Genomic DNA, 15,773 nt, shown 5'->3' with positions numbered 1-15,773 from the left:
GGTTCCCCCGGGGCGGGCATTTGCTGCAATACCGTGCCGCTTCGGGGTTGGAACGGTCAGTTTGGGGTGCTAGTTGGCACGGTTTTGCGCGGGATGAGGTCTGCCGCAGCATTTCCGTACGACCTCCGCGCTGAAACCGACCCTCCCGACCGGGAACTGGCACGGTTTTGCAGCCGACGAGCCCCCGGGTGGCATTTCCATGCCACCTCGACGTCACCACCGACCATCCCAGCCACTAACCGGCACGGTTTTGCACGAGCCGGGGCCGTCAGTCGTCGAAAGAGCAGTGGTAGGGCCCCTCCTCGTCGCGGATGGCCTGGCAGGCGAGCACCTGGTTTTCCTGCTCGATCTCGTAGCGGCTCAGGACATCGTTGCGGAGCATGTGGGAGCGGCCGCCGGTCAGGGTGCACTGGCTGGTGCCGCAGTGGCCCTCCATGCAGGAATAGTGGGCGGGGAGGTCGGCGGCGAGGAGGGCGTCGAGAAGCGTCATGCCGGCGGGCCAGGTGAAGCTGTAGTCCTCGCCGTCGACGGTGAGGGTGTGGAGGATGTCAGTCATATCCCCACCATAGAAAAAACCCCGCTCACCTGCATGAACGGGGTCTCGATCAGCGGAGACGGAGGGATTTGAACCCTCGGATGGTTTCCCATCGCTGGTTTTCAAGACCAGTACATTCGGCCGCTCTGTCACGTCTCCAGCGTCGATTAGCTATCGACAGAACGGAATATTACCTGACTGCCTGCCTATCGCGGAAACCGCCCCGGGGAACCTGATTTCACCTACCCTCGGAGGGCATGAAGGCAATTGTGCAGACTGAAGAGAAGAACACAGCGTCCCTGGAGCTGCAGGACGTACCCGTCCCGACCCTGAAACCCGGTGAGGTGCTGGTTGAGGTGAAGGCCGCCGGCGTCAACCGTGCGGATCTGTTGCAGACGCAGGGCAACTACCCCGTCCCGCCGGGAGCGTCGGAGATCCTGGGCCTGGAGTGCGCAGGCATCATCGCGGATCCGGGTGACACCGGCCGCAGCAAGGGTGAGGAGGTTGCCTGCCTGCTCACCGGTGGTGGTTATGCGGAGTTCGTGGCCGTGCCGGAGGGTCAGCTGATGCCGATCCCGGAGGGTTTTTCCTTCGTGGAGGCCGCCTCGATCGTGGAGGTGGCGTGCACGGTGTGGTCGAATATCGGCATGCTCGCCGGTCTTAAGGAGGGGCAGACCTTCCTGGTGCATGGTGGGGCTGGTGGTATCGGCACGTTCGCGGTGCAGATGGGTAAGGCGATGGGTGCGACGGTGGCGGTGACCACCGGCTCCCCGGAGAAGCTCCAGACCTGTCAGCAGCTCGGCGCGGATATCCTCATCAATTACCGGGAGGAGGACTTCGCGGAGGTGTTGAAGAACAGGGCGGATGTGATCCTGGATATCATCGGCGCGAAGTACCTCGGCCAGAATGTCAAGGCACTGGCCAAGGACGGCCACATGGTCACCATCGGTCTGCAGGGTGGGGTCAAGGGCGAGCTCAACCTGGGTCTGCTGCTGGCCAAGCGTGGCACCATCTCGGCCACCGCCCTGCGCGGTCGCGATGACGCGGACAAGGCGCGCATCGTCGCCGCCACCGTCGAGGCGATCTGGCCCATGCTTGCCGACGGCCGCATCACCCCCCACATCGACCACACCCTCCCCCTTGCCGACGCGGCGAAGGCCCTCAAGGCCCTGGAGGATGGAACCGTCACCGGAAAGCTCGTGCTGGAGGTCTAGAGCGCACTAGGCCAGCGACGCCAGCACGCGGGTGAGCTGGTCGATCTCGTAGGTGGTGTTGAAAGGCCCGAGCCCGATGGTGATGGCCCCGCCGGCCTCGGTGACCCCCATCGCATCCAGCAGCGGGTCGCGGGGGCTGACGGTGGTGACCAGGTGATTGTCCATGAGCCTGCGGTGGACCATCTCGGCGGGGACATCCTGCACGGTGAAGCTCAGGCGGGGGATGCGGTCCAGTCGGGCGGCGTCTTCACCGGCGGCGTCACCGGAGATGCCGATGATGTGCACCGCGGGCAGTCCCTGGAGGGATTCGATGAGGTGGTCCATCACGTGCTGCTGGTGGCCGGCCAGGGAGGCCATCGATCCGCGCAGGTCGGTGGCGTCCTCGTCGAGGTTCGCCAGGTGCCGGAACAGGTTGGGTACCCCGCCGAACAGGCCGTGGGGCAGGAAACCCGGATCCGGTTCGAGGGCGACGGAGCGGTCCAGGCGGGGGAACATCGAGGAATCGCGGAAGATCAGTGCGGAGACATGCGGGCCGCCGAGTTCGCCCATGTCGAGCATGACGATATCGGCCTGCCACTCCTCCAGATCCAGCGGCCGGTAGGCGGCGTAGGCGGAGGCATCCACCACGATCCAGGCGCGGGAACGTTCGCGGACGGTGTCCACGATCCGGGCTGTCGGTGCCACCGTGCCCAGTAGAGGGTGCGCTGCGGAGAGCACCACGAGGCGGGTCGCGCCGTCGACAAGCTCCTTGTACTGCCAACCGGGCAGCTGGCCGGTCCCCAGGTCGGGTTCCGCCCAGCGCACGGTGGCGTCGAGAAGCCCGAAGGGTTGGGTGAGCCAGTCGGCGTCCGCGCGCGAGAGCACCACCCCTGCTTTACGACGCACAAAAGACCCGAGGCTACGCGCCAACACCCGCGCCAGATAATGACGGGTCGGCCCCAACACCACCTGCGCAGGCTCCACGCCGGCCATCTCCGCGACCGTCGCACGTGCCTGCTCCACCTGCGACACCGCATAGGGCACCTGCCCGTCGAAAGGCATCTGGGCATGCAGACGAAACGCGGACGCCACCCCGGACGCCACCCGTTCCGGGACCTGGGGAAGTTGATGCGCGTTCAGGTACGTCCAGCCATCGCCGAGAGAGGTATAAAGACCCCGGACCCTGGCCACGTCAAAAACCATGAACGCGCTCCCTTCCTTGCAGCACAACTAGCCCCACAACCACTTCAAGGCAACTTTACCCCACCTGGTGGACAACCCAATCCCACGTTTTTCACCGCTGCCGATACCGTGGGTCCGCGCCCCGACAGCTAGGGTAATGACTGTGCAGGAACAACAACAGCAGAAAAACCTACAGGCGGACCTCGCCAGGATGACGGTGGTGCAGCAGGATTCCGCACCACCGTCACAGTCCATGACCTTCCGGGCTGCCTGGGACGACATCGTCCGTGGATTCAAACAGCACGAACTGTGGCTGCAGCTGGGCTGGCAGGACATCAAACAACGCTACCGCAGATCCGTGCTCGGCCCGCTGTGGATCACCATCGCCACCGGCGTCATGGCCGTCGCCCTCGGCCTGCTGTACTCCGTGCTGTTCAAGATCCCCCTGGCGGAATTCCTCCCCCACGTCACCGTCGGCCTGATCATCTGGAACTTCATCTCCGGATGCATCAAGGAAGGCGCAGACATCTTCATCGACAACGAGGGCCTGATCAAACAGCTCCCCTCCGCCCTGTCGGTGCACGTCTACCGCCTGGTGTGGAAACAGGCCCTGTTCCTGGGCCACAACCTGGTCATCTGGGTGATCCTCATGCTCATCTTCCCCCGCCCACTCGGCTGGGATGTGCTGCTGATCATCCCGGGGATGTTCCTCCTGATCGTCAACGGGGTGTGGGTGGCGATGTTCTTCGGGATCATCGCCACGCGCTACCGCGATGTCTCCCCACTCCTTGAGGCCGGCACCCAGCTGCTGTTCTACGTCACCCCCATCGTGTGGATGACCTCCACCCTCCAGAACCACAGCGAGGAGATGGGTGGCCGTGCGCGCCTGGCGGAACTCAACCCGCTGTACCACTACCTCGAGGTGGTCCGCGCCCCCATGATCGGCTCCGACCTGCCCGCCTACCACTGGTGGATCGTCCTCGGTTTCACCGTGGCGGGCCTGGGACTGGCACTGCTGGCGATGAGACAGTGGCGCTTCCGCGTCAGCTACTGGGTTTAGGAGAGTGTGGACATGGTTTCAATAGATACATACAACGCCTGCGTCGACTTCCCCATCTTCGACGCGAAATCCCGCTCCATGAAGAAAGCCTTCCTCGGCGCGGCCGGCGGCGCGATCGGCCGCAACCAGGACAATGTGGTCGTGGTCGAGGCGCTGAAGAACATCAACCTGCACCTGCGCGAAGGCGACCGCGTCGGCCTGGTCGGCCACAACGGTGCCGGTAAATCCACCCTGCTGCGCCTGCTGTCGGGCATCTACGAACCCACCCGCGGTGCAGCGGACATCCGGGGGCGGGTGGCGCCGGTGTTCGACCTCGGCATCGGCATGGACCCGGAGATCTCCGGATACGAGAACATTGTCATCCGTGGCCTCTTCCTCGGGCAGACCCGCAAACAGATGAAAGCCAAAATGGAGGAGATCGCCGACTTCACCGAACTCGGCGAATACCTCTCCATGCCGCTGCGCACCTACTCCACCGGCATGCGCATCCGCCTGGCACTCGGCGTGGTCACCTCCATCGAACCGGAAATCCTGCTTCTCGACGAAGGCATCGGCGCCGTCGACGCCGCCTTCATGGCCAAGGCCCGCGACCGCCTCCAGGCCCTGGTGGAACGCTCCGGCATCCTCGTCTTCGCCTCCCACTCCAACGACTTCCTCGCCCAGCTCTGCGACACCGCCCTCTGGGTCGACCACGGCGAGATCCGCCAGGCCGGCCTCGTCCCGGATGTGGTGGAAAGCTACGAAGGCAAAGGCGCCGCCGACCATGTCCGCCGCCTGCTCAAGCGCATGGAGGAAGAAAAGCGCGGGGTGGAGACTGCCCCGGAGAGCTAACCAGCCTGTGTGAAAAGGGGCGCCGACTTCACCAGAGCGTGGAGTTGGTGCCCCTTCTTTTGTTCCGAGCGCGGTGTGAGGTGGTCACGAGCCCTGCCGGGGCAGTTCCGGGGCTTTCTCGCGGCCGGTGGCGTGCACAACCGTGCCAACTCGCCACCCAAACCGACCATCCCGCAGCCAAACGTGCACCCTTGTGCACCAGCAGCCGCCCGCGGGTGCACAACCGTGCCAACTCCCTGCCGGAACCGACCGTTTCCCGGGCTAGCGCGCACCCTTATGCACCAGCAGGACCTCCCGGGGCCGGTGGCGTGCATAACCGTGCCAACTCCCTGCCGGAACCGACTGTTTCCCGGGCTAGCGCGCACCCTTATGCACCACCGTCCGCCCGCGCATGCACAACCATGCCAACTCACCACCCAAACCGACCATCCCGCAGCCAAACGTGCACCCTTGTGCACAGCACCGGCCGCCCCGGAACCACGATCGGCACCTATCATGGCGGCCATGGCTACACACCTGGACCACATTGTCATCGCGGCGCCGGATCTCAATGAGCTGGTCAGCCGTTTCACTGAACTCACCGGCATCACACCTGTCGAGGGCGGTCGCCACAACACGGGATCGGCAAACGCGCTGGTTCCGCTCTCGCAGCCAGCGGGTTCCTACATTGAGCTGATCGGCCCGGACCCGGAGGCGGAGAAGCTCACGGAGGATAATTTCGCACTCGCCTCATCCACTTCCACGGAGCCCAGGGTGGCCGCGTGGTGCGTCCGCCCGGATGATCTGGATGACTTCGCGGCCGACAGGAAGGTTGAGGAGATGAGCCGTGAAACCCCGCAGGGCACGACGCTTAAGTGGAGGCTGATCAAGCCGACCCCCGGCGTGGACTACGCCCCGGAACCGTTCGCCATCGACTGGCAGGACTCCGATCATCCCTCTGCCGTCGAGGAGCCCCTGGCCAGGGTGGTCAAGCTGACTGTGCAGGGGGCAGAGTTGCCGGGGGATCTGGCGGAGGAGACCGCCGCGGTCGTGGAGGCCCGTGAGGGTGAGCCGTATCTGGAGTTGGTGCTCGATACGCCGATGGGTGAGGTCAATCTGAAGGACATCTAGGGCCGTGGCAAGATGTAGTCCATGGCCAACACCTCTTCACATCTCCGGGACGGTATTGATGTCGCGGCGGTGATCGTCACGCACAACCGCGTGGAGTTGCTGCGACACTCGTTGGAGGTCGTCGCTGCGCAGACCTATCCGGTGAAGCACATCATCGTGGTGGATAACGGTGCGGATCCGGCGGTGGAGGCCCTGGTTACCGAGGTCGCCGGGGACAGGGGTGTGTACACGCCGTCGTTGACCAATCTCGGTGGCGGTGGCGGTTTCGCCTATGGGTTCCTCACCGCGCTGGCACTCGGGGCGGACGCGGTGTGGTGCGCCGACGATGACGGCCGACCGGAGGGGCCCGAGGTGCTCAAGACGCTTATCGACGCAGCCTCCGCCCACCACCTCGAGCAGATCTCCCCGGTGGTGTGCAACGCCACAGAACCGGACCGGCTCGCCTTCCCGTTGCGCCGGGGTCTGGAGTGGCGCCGTTACCGCAGTGAACTCATCGATCCCGCCCACCCGGAGGAGACCGTGCTGCCGGGTATCGCCTCCCTGTTCAACGGTGCCCTGATCAGCGCCCACGCCATGGAACGCATCGGGGTGCCGGATTACCGCCTGTTCATCCGGGGTGATGAGGTGGAGTACCACCGTCGGCTGGTCCGCTCGGGCCTGCCGTTCGGGACGTGTCTGACCACCGCCTATCTGCATCCGGATGGCTCCGATGAGTTCAAGCCGATCCTGGGCGGTCGGATGCACACCCAGTACCCGGACAATGCGGTCAAGCGGTTTTTCACCTACCGCAACCGCGGGTATCTGATGAACCAGCCGGGGATGCGCCGACTGCTGCCGCAGGAGTATGCGCGCTTCGGGTGGTTCTTCCTGGTGCAGCAGAAGAGCCCGAAGAAGTTCCTGGAGTGGTTCCGTCTGCACCGCATGGGGCGGCAGGAGAAATTCGACCGGCCCTAGATCAGGTTCTAGATCAGCCGGACCAGTTCCTCGTGGTAGCGCCCCGGGAGGCACCCGGCCGCCACCACCTTCCGGGCCAGGTCCTTGTCGCCCATCTTGGCGCGGAAGGCCATGCCCATGGTGATGTCGTGGTCGGGCTCATCCAGGGCGACCAGCTCAGCACCCGGCAGGATGCGTCCCGGTTCGATGACCCGGAAGTAGGAGCCCACGCGGCCGTGGTCGGTGAAGGTCTTCATCCATCCCCTGCGTTCCAGCCAGGCACCGAAGGTGCGGCATGGCCGGCGCGGAACGGAGACCTCCAGCACTGCCCCACCGACGCGGAAGCGCTGGTTGATCAGCACTGCGGAGAGGTCGATGCCGGAGGTGGTGAGGTTCTCACCGAAGTAGCCGTTGCGGTAGGTGGGGTCCCAGAAGTCGAGTTCCTCGCGTTCGAAGGCGTAGACGGCCTTGTGCATGCCGCCGTGGTGGAGGGAGTCGCCGACGACGTCGTTAAGCACACCGGAACCGTCGCCGTAGTCGGGGCCCGGCGCGAAGACCTCGATGCCCTCAGGCACCGGCTGTTTGTCAATGCCGCTGACGCGGTCCGCCCCGCCCGGGTCGGGTTGTGCGGCACCGATATTGGTGGTCAGCACGATGCCGGTCATGCAAACACCCGACGGGCCAGATGATAGCGGGAGAAGCCCGCGACCAGGCACATCACGATGCCCACCGGCAGCATGACCAGCATGCCGATGGAGGCGACGGTGGCCAGGGTGTTGGCCAGGGTGAGCAGGCCGCCACCGGTGCCCAGCAGCAGGTTCGCCACCACCGACGACACCCCGGGCAGGGCAATGAGCAGGGCACCGACCAGGCCCACCCAGGTCCGCCAGGTGGAGATGGCCGCCTCGCGGGCGTTGACCACAGCGGCGACAATCGCCAGCACCGTCAGCACCATGAATGCAACAAACATCCCGATCGCGAGGTTCAGCGGTGCGAACACCAGCGAGATGAGGGCGAAATAGAGGACGCCGGCCAGCCCGGTGATCATGGTGATGTTCCAGCTCTTCATGGGTGTCACCTTACTTGAAGATCACCATGCGCTGGACGATGAAGTTGATGGTGGTTCCGGTGCCCTGCGCGATGATGAAGGCCACGACAAGAGCAACGGAGGCGGGCCAGTCCCAGGAGGTGAAGAGGGCGTCGAAAAGCGTCTGCAGGCCGACGTTGACCAGGAACGTCGCCGCGTAGAGCGCCACGACGGCCAGGAAACGGCCGGTGGATTTCTCCGCCTGGAAGGTCCAGCGGCGGTTGATCATGTAGGCGGTGGTGGTGCCGGCGATGAAGGAGATGGTGCGGGCGACCGGCACGGGGAAGCCGAAGACCAGCTGGAACAGTGCCAGCAGGCCGAGGTCCACGACCGCGGAGATGCCACCGGTGATGATGAACCGGAAGGCCTGCGTTCCCAGGCCCATCCGTTCGCCGGTAACGGAACTGGGGACTGCACCGGGGACGGAACCGAGGGCGGCAGCCTCGACAGCGGCAGTTTGTTTCTCAGACACGGGCTACACATTAGTCCCGCGGGGATCAAAGCACTAAGCGCGCAACAGCTCGCGGTAGATGTCGAGGCGTTCCACCGGTGCTGCGAGATCCCTGCCGTAGGCACCGAATTTTTCGAGCACGGCCAGGGAGTCGGTGCAGGCGGCGGTGATGTCGGCGGCGGGGAGTGGGGAACCGTCGTCTGCGACCCACCCCAGGGCGGACATGGTGGAGGTGATCACGTCATCGAAAAGCTCCCGGTCGCCGAGGCAGGACAGGGCGAGCACGCAGGACCAGAAGGCGTCGCTGCCCTCGGCGCCGCGTTCGCGGGGCAGCGAGCGGCAGAGGCGGACGGTGGGGGCGTCGAGTGGCGTGGGGCGGTGGAGTTCGAGGGCCTGCAGCAGGGGGATGAAATCGAAGACGCCGGTGCGGTCGACGATGTCGATGATCTCCGGGCGGACATGGGTGAGCACCGAGCGGATGGTGTCGGTGCCGGTGAGTTCGGCGTTGATGACGGCGAGGTCGAAATCGAGGTCGGAATTGTAGGTGAACACCCCGGACCCGCCGATGCACAGGGCACGCGGGGTGCCGCTGTCGCGCGGGTAGGTTTCCAGGCAGTGCAGCTCGAACTGCCACAGACCCCAGATATAGATGATGGTGCCACCGGCATCGAGCACGCGTCCCACGCAGGTGGTGGAATCAAGTTTCCGGCCGCCGGCATTGGCGAAGAACCACGGCGAATCGTCCTCCACACCGAAGGCGATACCGAGGACTTTATGCAGTTCGGTGAGTGCCAGTGCGGCATCCACCCCGATCTGGCGGTGGACCTCACGGTCGGCCTGGATGTTACTCGCCTGGATCAGCAGCGTGCGTTCGGAACCTGTCCCACCGCTCCTCCGCGCACGCGCAGACGCCAGTGAGATGACGTTGTCGTGGGCAAAGTGGGTTGGCATGTGCCCCAGCGTAGTCATGTCCACGGGGGCTTTTCAGGGCCGGACCTCACCAACGGCGCTTGACGACGCCCTATTTCGTCCGCATATCCACTTCATAGGTGGCATAGACCGCCGCCGCGTAGAACACGCCGATCACCGTGTACGGCCGGGTGATCCCGCGCCGGCTGAGGAAGCGTGCCAGACGCTTGGTCAGCACCATGTCCAGACGGATGAGGACCGCGAGAAACAGCACGAACAAACCCACATACAACCAGGTTGTCAGCGGTCCGCGGGCCCCGGAACGATCCGAGGCGGGCCCCGGGGTGATGCCCAGATCCCCGAGCTGGTGACGCAGCTGATCATTGAGCAGGGTGGGATCATCGGGGAAGAGGTACCGGCCGCCATCGGCCCGGGGGATCATCCCGACCACCCCGGCCCCGGCGGTCATGAGCCCCGCATAGGCCAGCGCGCGACGGCGGGGACTGTCGAGGTAGTCGGTGAGCGCGACCCCGGTGCCCACGAGGAGCGATCCGGCGGCGGCCTGAAGACGTGCAGAGGTGGTGTCCGTGGTGCTGGAATCCATGCCACCAGAGTACCGTTGACACCATGTTCGGCATTTTCAAGAAGAAGCAGGAAGCACCCGTCCACATCGCGGCGGAACGCACCCACCTGCCCCTCGATGATTTCATGACCCGCCTGATCGCCCAGGAGCTCCCACTGCTCGACAGCGTGGACCGTTCCCGGGTGTATGAGCTGCTGCGCCTCTACGACGGGCCCACCATCACCTCACAGGAGGAACTGCCCGCGGAGATCCGTGAGATCATGGATCTCTAACAACGGCTCCCTCTAGAACAGCTCCGGTCCCCGGTCCACCGGTCCCCCACCTGGAAGGCTTGCGCGAGATGATCACCTTCGACACGGTATCCAAGCACTATCCCGATGGTTCGGGGGTGTCCGTCGCCGTGGATAATGTCTCCTTCACCGTGGAGGAGAATTCCACCGTGGTGCTGGTCGGATCCAGCGGTTCCGGTAAATCCACCCTGCTCAGCCTGGTCAACCGGATGACCGACCCCACCTCGGGCCGGGTCCTCATCAACGGTGCGGATGTCGCCGATACCGATCCCGTCCGCCTGCGTCGGTCCATCGGCTACGTCCTGCAGTCCGGTGGTCTGCTGCCCCACCGCACCGTGGTGGACAATGTCGCGACCGTGCCGCTGCTCAAGGGGGAATCCCGGGGTGCGGCGCGTCAGAAGGCCATGGAGTTCATCGAGGTGGTCGGTCTGGACCCGGCGGTGGCGCGCCGCTACCCCGCCCAGCTCTCCGGTGGGCAGCAACAGCGCGTGGGTGTGGCCCGGGCGCTGGCCGGTGAATCCGACATCCTGCTCATGGATGAACCCTTCGGTGCCGTCGACCCGATCGTGCGCCTCGACCTGCAGAATGAGGTCAAACGCCTGCAGCGGGAGCTGGGCAAGACCATTCTCTTTGTCACCCACGACATCGATGAGGCCTTCAGCCTGGCCGACAAGGTGGTGGTCCTGCGTCCCGGCGGGGTGATCGCCCAGGAGGCCACCCCGGCGGAGCTGATCACCGATCCGGTTGATGATTTCGTGGCGGATTTCATCGGCCTGCGCTCCGGTTCCCGCGCCCTGCGGGTGATCGGGGAGGGCACCGACAGGCTCATCGTGGACGGCACCGGGAGAATCCTGGGGGCGTTGGAGCAGTGAACTGGTTGTCGCAGAACTACCCGTGGGTCCTCGAACTGACCTGGATCCACCTGTGGCTGACGCTGCCGGCGGTGCTGCTCAGCCTGGCCATCGCGATCCCGCTGGGTTGGACCGCGCACCGGTGGCGCATCGGTGGTGCGCTGCTGCCCCTGGTGGGTGTGCTCTACGCCATCCCCTCCCTACCGCTGTTCGTGCTGGTCCCGGTGCTGTTCGGTACCGGTCTGCGCTCACCGGTGACCATGGTTGCCGTGCTGACCCTCTACGGGGTGGCGATCCTCACCCGCACGGTGGCCGATGGTTTCTCCTCCGTGCCGCTGCATGTGCGCAAGGCCGCCACCGCCGTCGGCTACTCCTCCGCGCGTCGCTTCTGGTCCGTGGAGTTCCCGCTGGCGCTGCCGGTGATCATCGCAGGACTGCGGGTGGTGGTGGTCAGCACCGTCAGCCTGGTCACGGTGGGTTCGGTGGTGGGTATCCAGAGCCTGGGCACCCTGTTCACCGACGGTTTCCAGCGCGGGATCATCGCGGAGGTGGTCACCGGGGTGGTGCTCACCATCGCCCTGGCCCTGATCCTGGATGCATGTTGTGTGCTGGCGCAGCGTCTGCTGCTGCCGTGGTCAACCACCCGGAAGACAACCCAGAAAGCAGCCCGCGCTCCCCGACCAGCCCGCGCTCCCCGACCGGTGGAGGTTGACTGATGGACCTGTTGGCCGCCACCCTTGTCTGGCTGACCGATCCGGGCGAATGGTCCGGCGCCGGGTCCATCCCGCAGCGCCTGGTGGAACACCTCGTGGTCACCCTCATCGTGGTGGGGATCGCCGCGGCCATCGCCATCCCGCTCGCGGTGCTCATCGGCCATCACCGGGTGGGCGGGAATGTGGTGTCAGCGGTGCTCGGGGCCGGTCGCGCCATCCCCACGCTCGGTCTACTCACCCTCCTGGGGTTGTGGATCGGCATCGGGGTGACCGCCCCCGTGCTCGCATTGATCGTGCTTGCGGCCCCGCCGCTGCTCGCCGGGGCCTATTCTGGGGTGACGAGCGTGGAGGCGGCCACCGTGAAGGCAGCCCGGGCGATCGGGATGTCGAAACGTCAGATCATCTTCTCGGTGGAGGTGCCCCTGGCGTTCCCACTGATCATGGGTGGGGTGCGGTCCGCGGTGGTGCAGGTGGTGGCCACCGCTACGCTGGCTGCGTACACCGCTGATGCCGGGCTCGGCCGCTTCATTTTCTCGGGTCTGAAAACCAGGGATTATGGGGAGATGATCGGGGGTTCGCTGCTGGTGATCGCCCTGGCGCTCGTGTTGGAAGCTGTATTCTCGTTCGCCCTCCGCGTGCGGAGATCCCATTTTCTACAAACGACGACCTGATAGCGGGTTACTACTGAAAGGCCAGTCATGAAGACACTGTTACGCACCGGAATCACCGCCGTGATCGCCAGCGCCCTGCTCGTGGGCTGCGGATCCTCCGACACCCTCGAGGAGACCGCGACCGGCACGGACACGGCGTCGGAGACCATCGTGGTCGGATCCCAGGACTACTACTCCAGTGAGATCATCGCCGAGCTCTACGCCCAGGCGCTGGAAGCCGCCGACTATGACGTGCAGCGCGATTTCCGCATCGGTCAGCGCGAGGTGTACATGGGTGAGGTGGAAAACGGGTCGGTGGATCTCTTCCCCGAATACACCGGGCCGCTGCTGCAGTACTGGGAGCCGGACACCGACGCGCGCCTGCCGGACGAGGTCTACAGCGAGCTTGTCGACGCCGCCCCCGACAGCCTCACCATCCTCGACGCGGCACCCGCCACCGACCAGGATGCCTATGTGGTCACCCGCGAACTCTCCGAGCAGTATGATCTCAGCAGCATCCCAGACCTGGCGAACATCCCGGGCCCGCTGGTGCTGGGGGCCAACTCCGAGGCGGAGACCCGCCCCAACGGCCCCATCGGCCTGCGGGAGAACTACGGCATCGAGGCCGGTTTCACCCCGATCGAGGATGGCGGTGGCCCCCTGACCATCAAGGCCCTGCGCGATGGCGATGTCCAGTTCGCCATCGTCTACACCGCCGACCCCTCCATCGCCGACAATGACCTGGTGGTTCTGGAAGACCCGGATGGCATGTTCCTGGCCTCCCAGGTGGTGCCGGTGGCCAGCGACGCACTCGATGAGCAGGCACAGGACATCATCAATGAGATCAGTGCAGCGCTGACCTCCGAGGAGCTGCTGGCCCTGAACTCCCAGAGTGTCAACGATCAGGCGCCGGCGGCCACCATCGCCACCCAGTGGTTGGAGGACAAGGGCCTGATCTAGGGACGGGCGCGGGGCGGTGTGACAAACCCGCCCCTCCTGGGTTTTTCGGTAATACCCGTCACGAATCCGTCATGGGAACGGTCATCCGGTTTGAAGGGGGGGTAACCTTGGTACCCGATGAACAGTTCTAACGGCATGTCCAGCACCGGTACTTCGGCCGGTGCCTCCGGGGCCCTTCCACTAGAAGCTCGTACCCTGACGGGGTGGGGACGCACCGCACCCACCACCGCTGAAGTCCTGACCACCCCGGACCTCGACGTGATCGTCGATGCCGTGCGCCGGGTGGCCGAGCAGAACGATTCCAAACCCGCCTACCTCAGGCGCGGCGTCATCGCCCGCGGCATGGGCCGTTCCTACGGTGACCCGGCGCAGAACGCCGGCGGTCTTGTCATCGACATGCAGCCGCTGAACAAGATCCACTCCATTGATCCGGAGTCCGCCATCGTCGATGTCGATGGTGGCGTGACCCTGGATCAGCTGATGAAGGCGGCCCTGCCCTATGGGCTGTGGATCCCGGTGCTCCCCGGTACCCGCCAGGTCACCATCGGTGGTGCCATCGGACCGGACATCCACGGCAAGAACCACCACTCCGCCGGTTCCTTCGGTGATCATGTGGTCTCCATGGAACTGCTGGTTGCCGATGGCCGCATCCTGCACCTGGAACCGGAGGGCACCGCCGAGGACCCGGACGGCACCCTGTTCTGGGCGACCGTGGGCGGCATGGGCCTGACCGGCATCATCGTCCGCGCCCGCATCCGCATGACCAAGACGGAAACCGCGTACTTCATCGCCGACACGGATCGCACCGACAACCTGGATGAGACCGTGGAATTCCACTCCGACGGTTCCGAGCACAACTACACGTACTCCTCCGCATGGTTCGATGTGATCTCCCCCGAGCCGAAGCTGGGTCGTTCCACCATCTCCCGTGGTTCCCTGGCCACCCTCGCACAGCTGGAGGAGCTCTCCCCCAAGCTGGCGAAGGACCCGTTGAAGTTCAACGCCCCACAGCTGTTGACCGTCCCGGACATCTTCCCGTCCTTCACCATCAACAAGTACTCCCTGATGGCCATCGGTGAGGCCTACTACGCCATGGGCGCACCTGCCCGGAACCAGGTGAAGAACCTCACGCAGTTCTACCAGCCGCTGGATCTCATCGGCGAGTGGAACCGCGGCTACGGTTCCAAGGGTTTCCTGCAGTACCAGTTCGTGGTGCCGATGGATGCCGTCGAACCTTTCAAGGACATCATCCGCGACATGCAGAAGTCCGGTCACTACTCCGCGCTGAACGTGTTCAAGCTGTTCGGACCGGGCAACCGTGCACCGCTGTCCTACCCGATGCCGGGTTGGAACGTCTGCGTGGACTTCCCGATCCGTCGGGGCCTGGGTGCCTTCCTCGATGAGCTGGATGAGCGTGTCATGGAATTCGGTGGTCGGCTCTACCTGGCCAAGGAATCCCGCACCAGCGCCGAGAAGTTCCACTCCATGTACCCGGGCATGGAGGGCTGGCTGAAGACCCGCAACGAGATCGACCCCACCGGTGTCTTCGCCTCCGACATGTCCCGCCGTCTTGAGCTGCACTAGTTTTTAAGGAACACACCCAAATGCTGAACGCTGTGGGCAAAGCCCAGAACATCCTCCTGCTCGGAGGAACCTCCGAGATCGGAATCGCCATCGTGGAACGTTTCCTCCAGCAGGGAGGCTCCCACGTCACCCTGGCCGCGCGGAAGGACTCCCCGCGTATCGACGCCGCCGTGGCGAAGATCAAGGCCGCCGGCGCTGATTCCGTGCGTGTCGTCGACTTCGACGCCCTGGATACCGACTCCCACCCCGCCGCCATCGACGAGGCCTTCGCCGAGGGCGATGTGGATGTGGCTGTGGTCGCCTTCGGTGTCCTCGGTGACAATGAGGTCCAGTGGCGTGACCAGGCCGAGGCCGTGAGCGCTGTCTCCGTGAACTACACCGCCGGTGTGTCCGTGGGTGTGCTCCTGGGCCGTAAATTCGAGGCGCAGGGTCACGGCACCATCGTGGCCATGTCCTCGGTGGCCGGTCAGCGCGTGCGCCGGTCCAACTTCGTCTACGGTTCCGCCAAGGCCGGTTTCGACGGTTTCTACACCCAGCTCGGCGAGGCCCTGCGTGGCTCCGGTGCCAACGTCGTGGTCGTGCGCGCCGGACAGGTCCGCACCAAGATGAGCGCCGACGCCGGTGAGGCACCCTTCACCGTCAACCGTGAGGATGTCGCCGACGCCGTCTACGACGCCGTGGTGAACAAGAAGGACATCATCTACGTCCACCCCATGTTCCAGTACGTCTCCCTGGCCTTCCAGTTCATCCCGCGGGCGATTTTCCGCAAGCTGCCGTTCTGATCGGAGCCACCAGGCGTCGATAGGCACCACCCACCGAAACCCGTTGCTCACACCCTGATCAACGGGTTT

19 protein-coding genes and 1 tRNA gene are annotated in these 15,773 nt (G+C 65.1%); 12 read left to right on the top strand and 8 right to left on the bottom strand.

Going from position 1 to position 15,773, the window contains the following annotated elements:
* Positions 1–268: 268 nt before the first annotated feature.
* Both CE_RS01155 and CE_RS01150 read right to left on the bottom strand, forming a co-directional pair.
* Positions 269–556, bottom strand: a complete 288-nt coding sequence (locus CE_RS01155) for a 2Fe-2S iron-sulfur cluster-binding protein (RefSeq protein WP_006768510.1) — start codon at positions 554–556, stop codon at positions 269–271.
* 53 nt (positions 557–609) lie between these two features.
* Positions 610–694 (bottom strand) — tRNA-Ser (locus CE_RS01150).
* Between the two features lie 98 nt (positions 695–792).
* Between CE_RS01150 and CE_RS01145 the strand changes: the two genes are divergently transcribed.
* Complete coding sequence (locus CE_RS01145; RefSeq protein ID WP_006768511.1) at positions 793–1,749, top strand: NAD(P)H-quinone oxidoreductase; 957 nt, start codon at positions 793–795, stop codon at positions 1,747–1,749.
* 6 nt (positions 1,750–1,755) lie between these two features.
* Here the strand turns inward: CE_RS01145 and CE_RS01140 are convergent, their stop codons facing one another.
* On the bottom strand, positions 1,756–2,931 hold the full coding sequence (locus CE_RS01140; RefSeq protein WP_006768512.1) for an aminotransferase class V-fold PLP-dependent enzyme: 1,176 nt from the start codon (positions 2,929–2,931) through the stop codon (positions 1,756–1,758).
* Between the two features lie 142 nt (positions 2,932–3,073).
* Between CE_RS01140 and CE_RS01135 the strand changes: the two genes are divergently transcribed.
* From CE_RS01135 to CE_RS01120, 4 genes are all read left to right on the top strand, one after another.
* Entirely contained in the window at positions 3,074–3,970 is an 897-nt protein-coding gene (locus CE_RS01135; RefSeq protein ID WP_035109176.1) for a galactan export ABC transporter permease subunit Wzm/RfbD, read from the top strand.
* A 12-nt stretch (positions 3,971–3,982) separates the two neighbouring features.
* A complete protein-coding gene (locus tag CE_RS01130) occupies positions 3,983–4,801 on the top strand; it encodes a galactan export ABC transporter ATP-binding subunit Wzt/RfbE (RefSeq protein WP_006768514.1) in 819 nt (272 codons plus the stop codon).
* Positions 4,802–5,305: 504 nt separating this feature from the next.
* The gene (locus CE_RS01125) at positions 5,306–5,911 is read left to right on the top strand and encodes a VOC family protein (protein WP_035109178.1); all 606 of its coding nucleotides are present in this window, start codon (positions 5,306–5,308) and stop codon (positions 5,909–5,911) included.
* Positions 5,912–5,932: 21 nt separating this feature from the next.
* Entirely contained in the window at positions 5,933–6,865 is a 933-nt protein-coding gene (locus CE_RS01120) for a galactofuranosyltransferase GlfT1 (protein ID WP_006768516.1), read from the top strand.
* 8 nt (positions 6,866–6,873) lie between these two features.
* On the opposite strand, the gene CE_RS01115 is transcribed toward CE_RS01120, so the two are convergent.
* The 5 genes from CE_RS01115 to CE_RS01095 form a co-directional block, all read right to left on the bottom strand.
* On the bottom strand, positions 6,874–7,509 hold the full coding sequence (locus CE_RS01115) for an MOSC domain-containing protein (RefSeq protein WP_006768517.1): 636 nt from the start codon (positions 7,507–7,509) through the stop codon (positions 6,874–6,876).
* Entirely contained in the window at positions 7,506–7,913 is a 408-nt protein-coding gene (locus CE_RS01110; protein WP_006768518.1) for a hypothetical protein, read from the bottom strand. The genes CE_RS01115 and CE_RS01110 overlap by 4 nt, the downstream gene beginning before the upstream one ends.
* A 10-nt stretch (positions 7,914–7,923) precedes the next feature.
* On the bottom strand, positions 7,924–8,316 hold the full coding sequence (locus CE_RS01105) for a GtrA family protein (RefSeq protein ID WP_006768519.1): 393 nt from the start codon (positions 8,314–8,316) through the stop codon (positions 7,924–7,926).
* A 120-nt stretch (positions 8,317–8,436) separates the two neighbouring features.
* Entirely contained in the window at positions 8,437–9,333 is an 897-nt protein-coding gene (locus CE_RS01100; RefSeq protein ID WP_035109082.1) for a hypothetical protein, read from the bottom strand.
* A 70-nt stretch (positions 9,334–9,403) separates the two neighbouring features.
* Complete coding sequence (locus tag CE_RS01095; protein ID WP_006768521.1) at positions 9,404–9,895, bottom strand: hypothetical protein; 492 nt, start codon at positions 9,893–9,895, stop codon at positions 9,404–9,406.
* Positions 9,896–9,918: 23 nt separating this feature from the next.
* Between CE_RS01095 and CE_RS01090 the strand changes: the two genes are divergently transcribed.
* From CE_RS01090 to CE_RS01060, 7 genes are all read left to right on the top strand, one after another.
* Positions 9,919–10,146, top strand: a complete 228-nt coding sequence (locus CE_RS01090; RefSeq protein ID WP_006768522.1) for a hypothetical protein — start codon at positions 9,919–9,921, stop codon at positions 10,144–10,146.
* Positions 10,147–10,214: 68 nt separating this feature from the next.
* Positions 10,215–11,036 carry an ABC transporter ATP-binding protein gene (locus tag CE_RS01085; protein WP_006768523.1) on the top strand — a complete coding sequence of 274 codons (822 nt, stop codon included), beginning with the start codon at positions 10,215–10,217 and terminating at the stop codon, positions 11,034–11,036.
* Positions 11,033–11,731 (top strand): ABC transporter permease, encoded by a 699-nt coding sequence (locus CE_RS01080; RefSeq protein ID WP_011074851.1) that lies wholly within the window; start codon positions 11,033–11,035, stop codon positions 11,729–11,731. The genes CE_RS01085 and CE_RS01080 overlap by 4 nt, the downstream gene beginning before the upstream one ends.
* Positions 11,731–12,399, top strand: coding sequence for an ABC transporter permease (locus CE_RS01075; protein ID WP_006768525.1), 669 nt, complete (start codon positions 11,731–11,733; stop codon positions 12,397–12,399). Before CE_RS01080 ends, CE_RS01075 begins: the two co-directional genes overlap by 1 nt.
* A gap of 27 nt (positions 12,400–12,426) precedes the next feature.
* Positions 12,427–13,338, top strand: a complete 912-nt coding sequence (locus CE_RS01070; RefSeq protein ID WP_006768526.1) for an ABC transporter substrate-binding protein — start codon at positions 12,427–12,429, stop codon at positions 13,336–13,338.
* Between the two features lie 117 nt (positions 13,339–13,455).
* Positions 13,456–14,922 (top strand): FAD-binding oxidoreductase, encoded by a 1,467-nt coding sequence (locus tag CE_RS01065; protein WP_011074850.1) that lies wholly within the window; start codon positions 13,456–13,458, stop codon positions 14,920–14,922.
* 20 nt (positions 14,923–14,942) lie between these two features.
* On the top strand, positions 14,943–15,704 hold the full coding sequence (locus CE_RS01060; protein WP_006768528.1) for a decaprenylphospho-beta-D-erythro-pentofuranosid-2-ulose 2-reductase: 762 nt from the start codon (positions 14,943–14,945) through the stop codon (positions 15,702–15,704).
* The last annotated feature ends 69 nt before the right edge of the window (positions 15,705–15,773 follow it).

This window comes from Corynebacterium efficiens YS-314, from assembly GCF_000011305.1.
Lineage (GTDB): Bacteria > Actinomycetota > Actinomycetes > Mycobacteriales > Mycobacteriaceae > Corynebacterium > Corynebacterium efficiens.
Note: the sequence above shows the minus strand (reverse complement) of the source record. Positions and strands in the feature narration are given on the sequence as shown.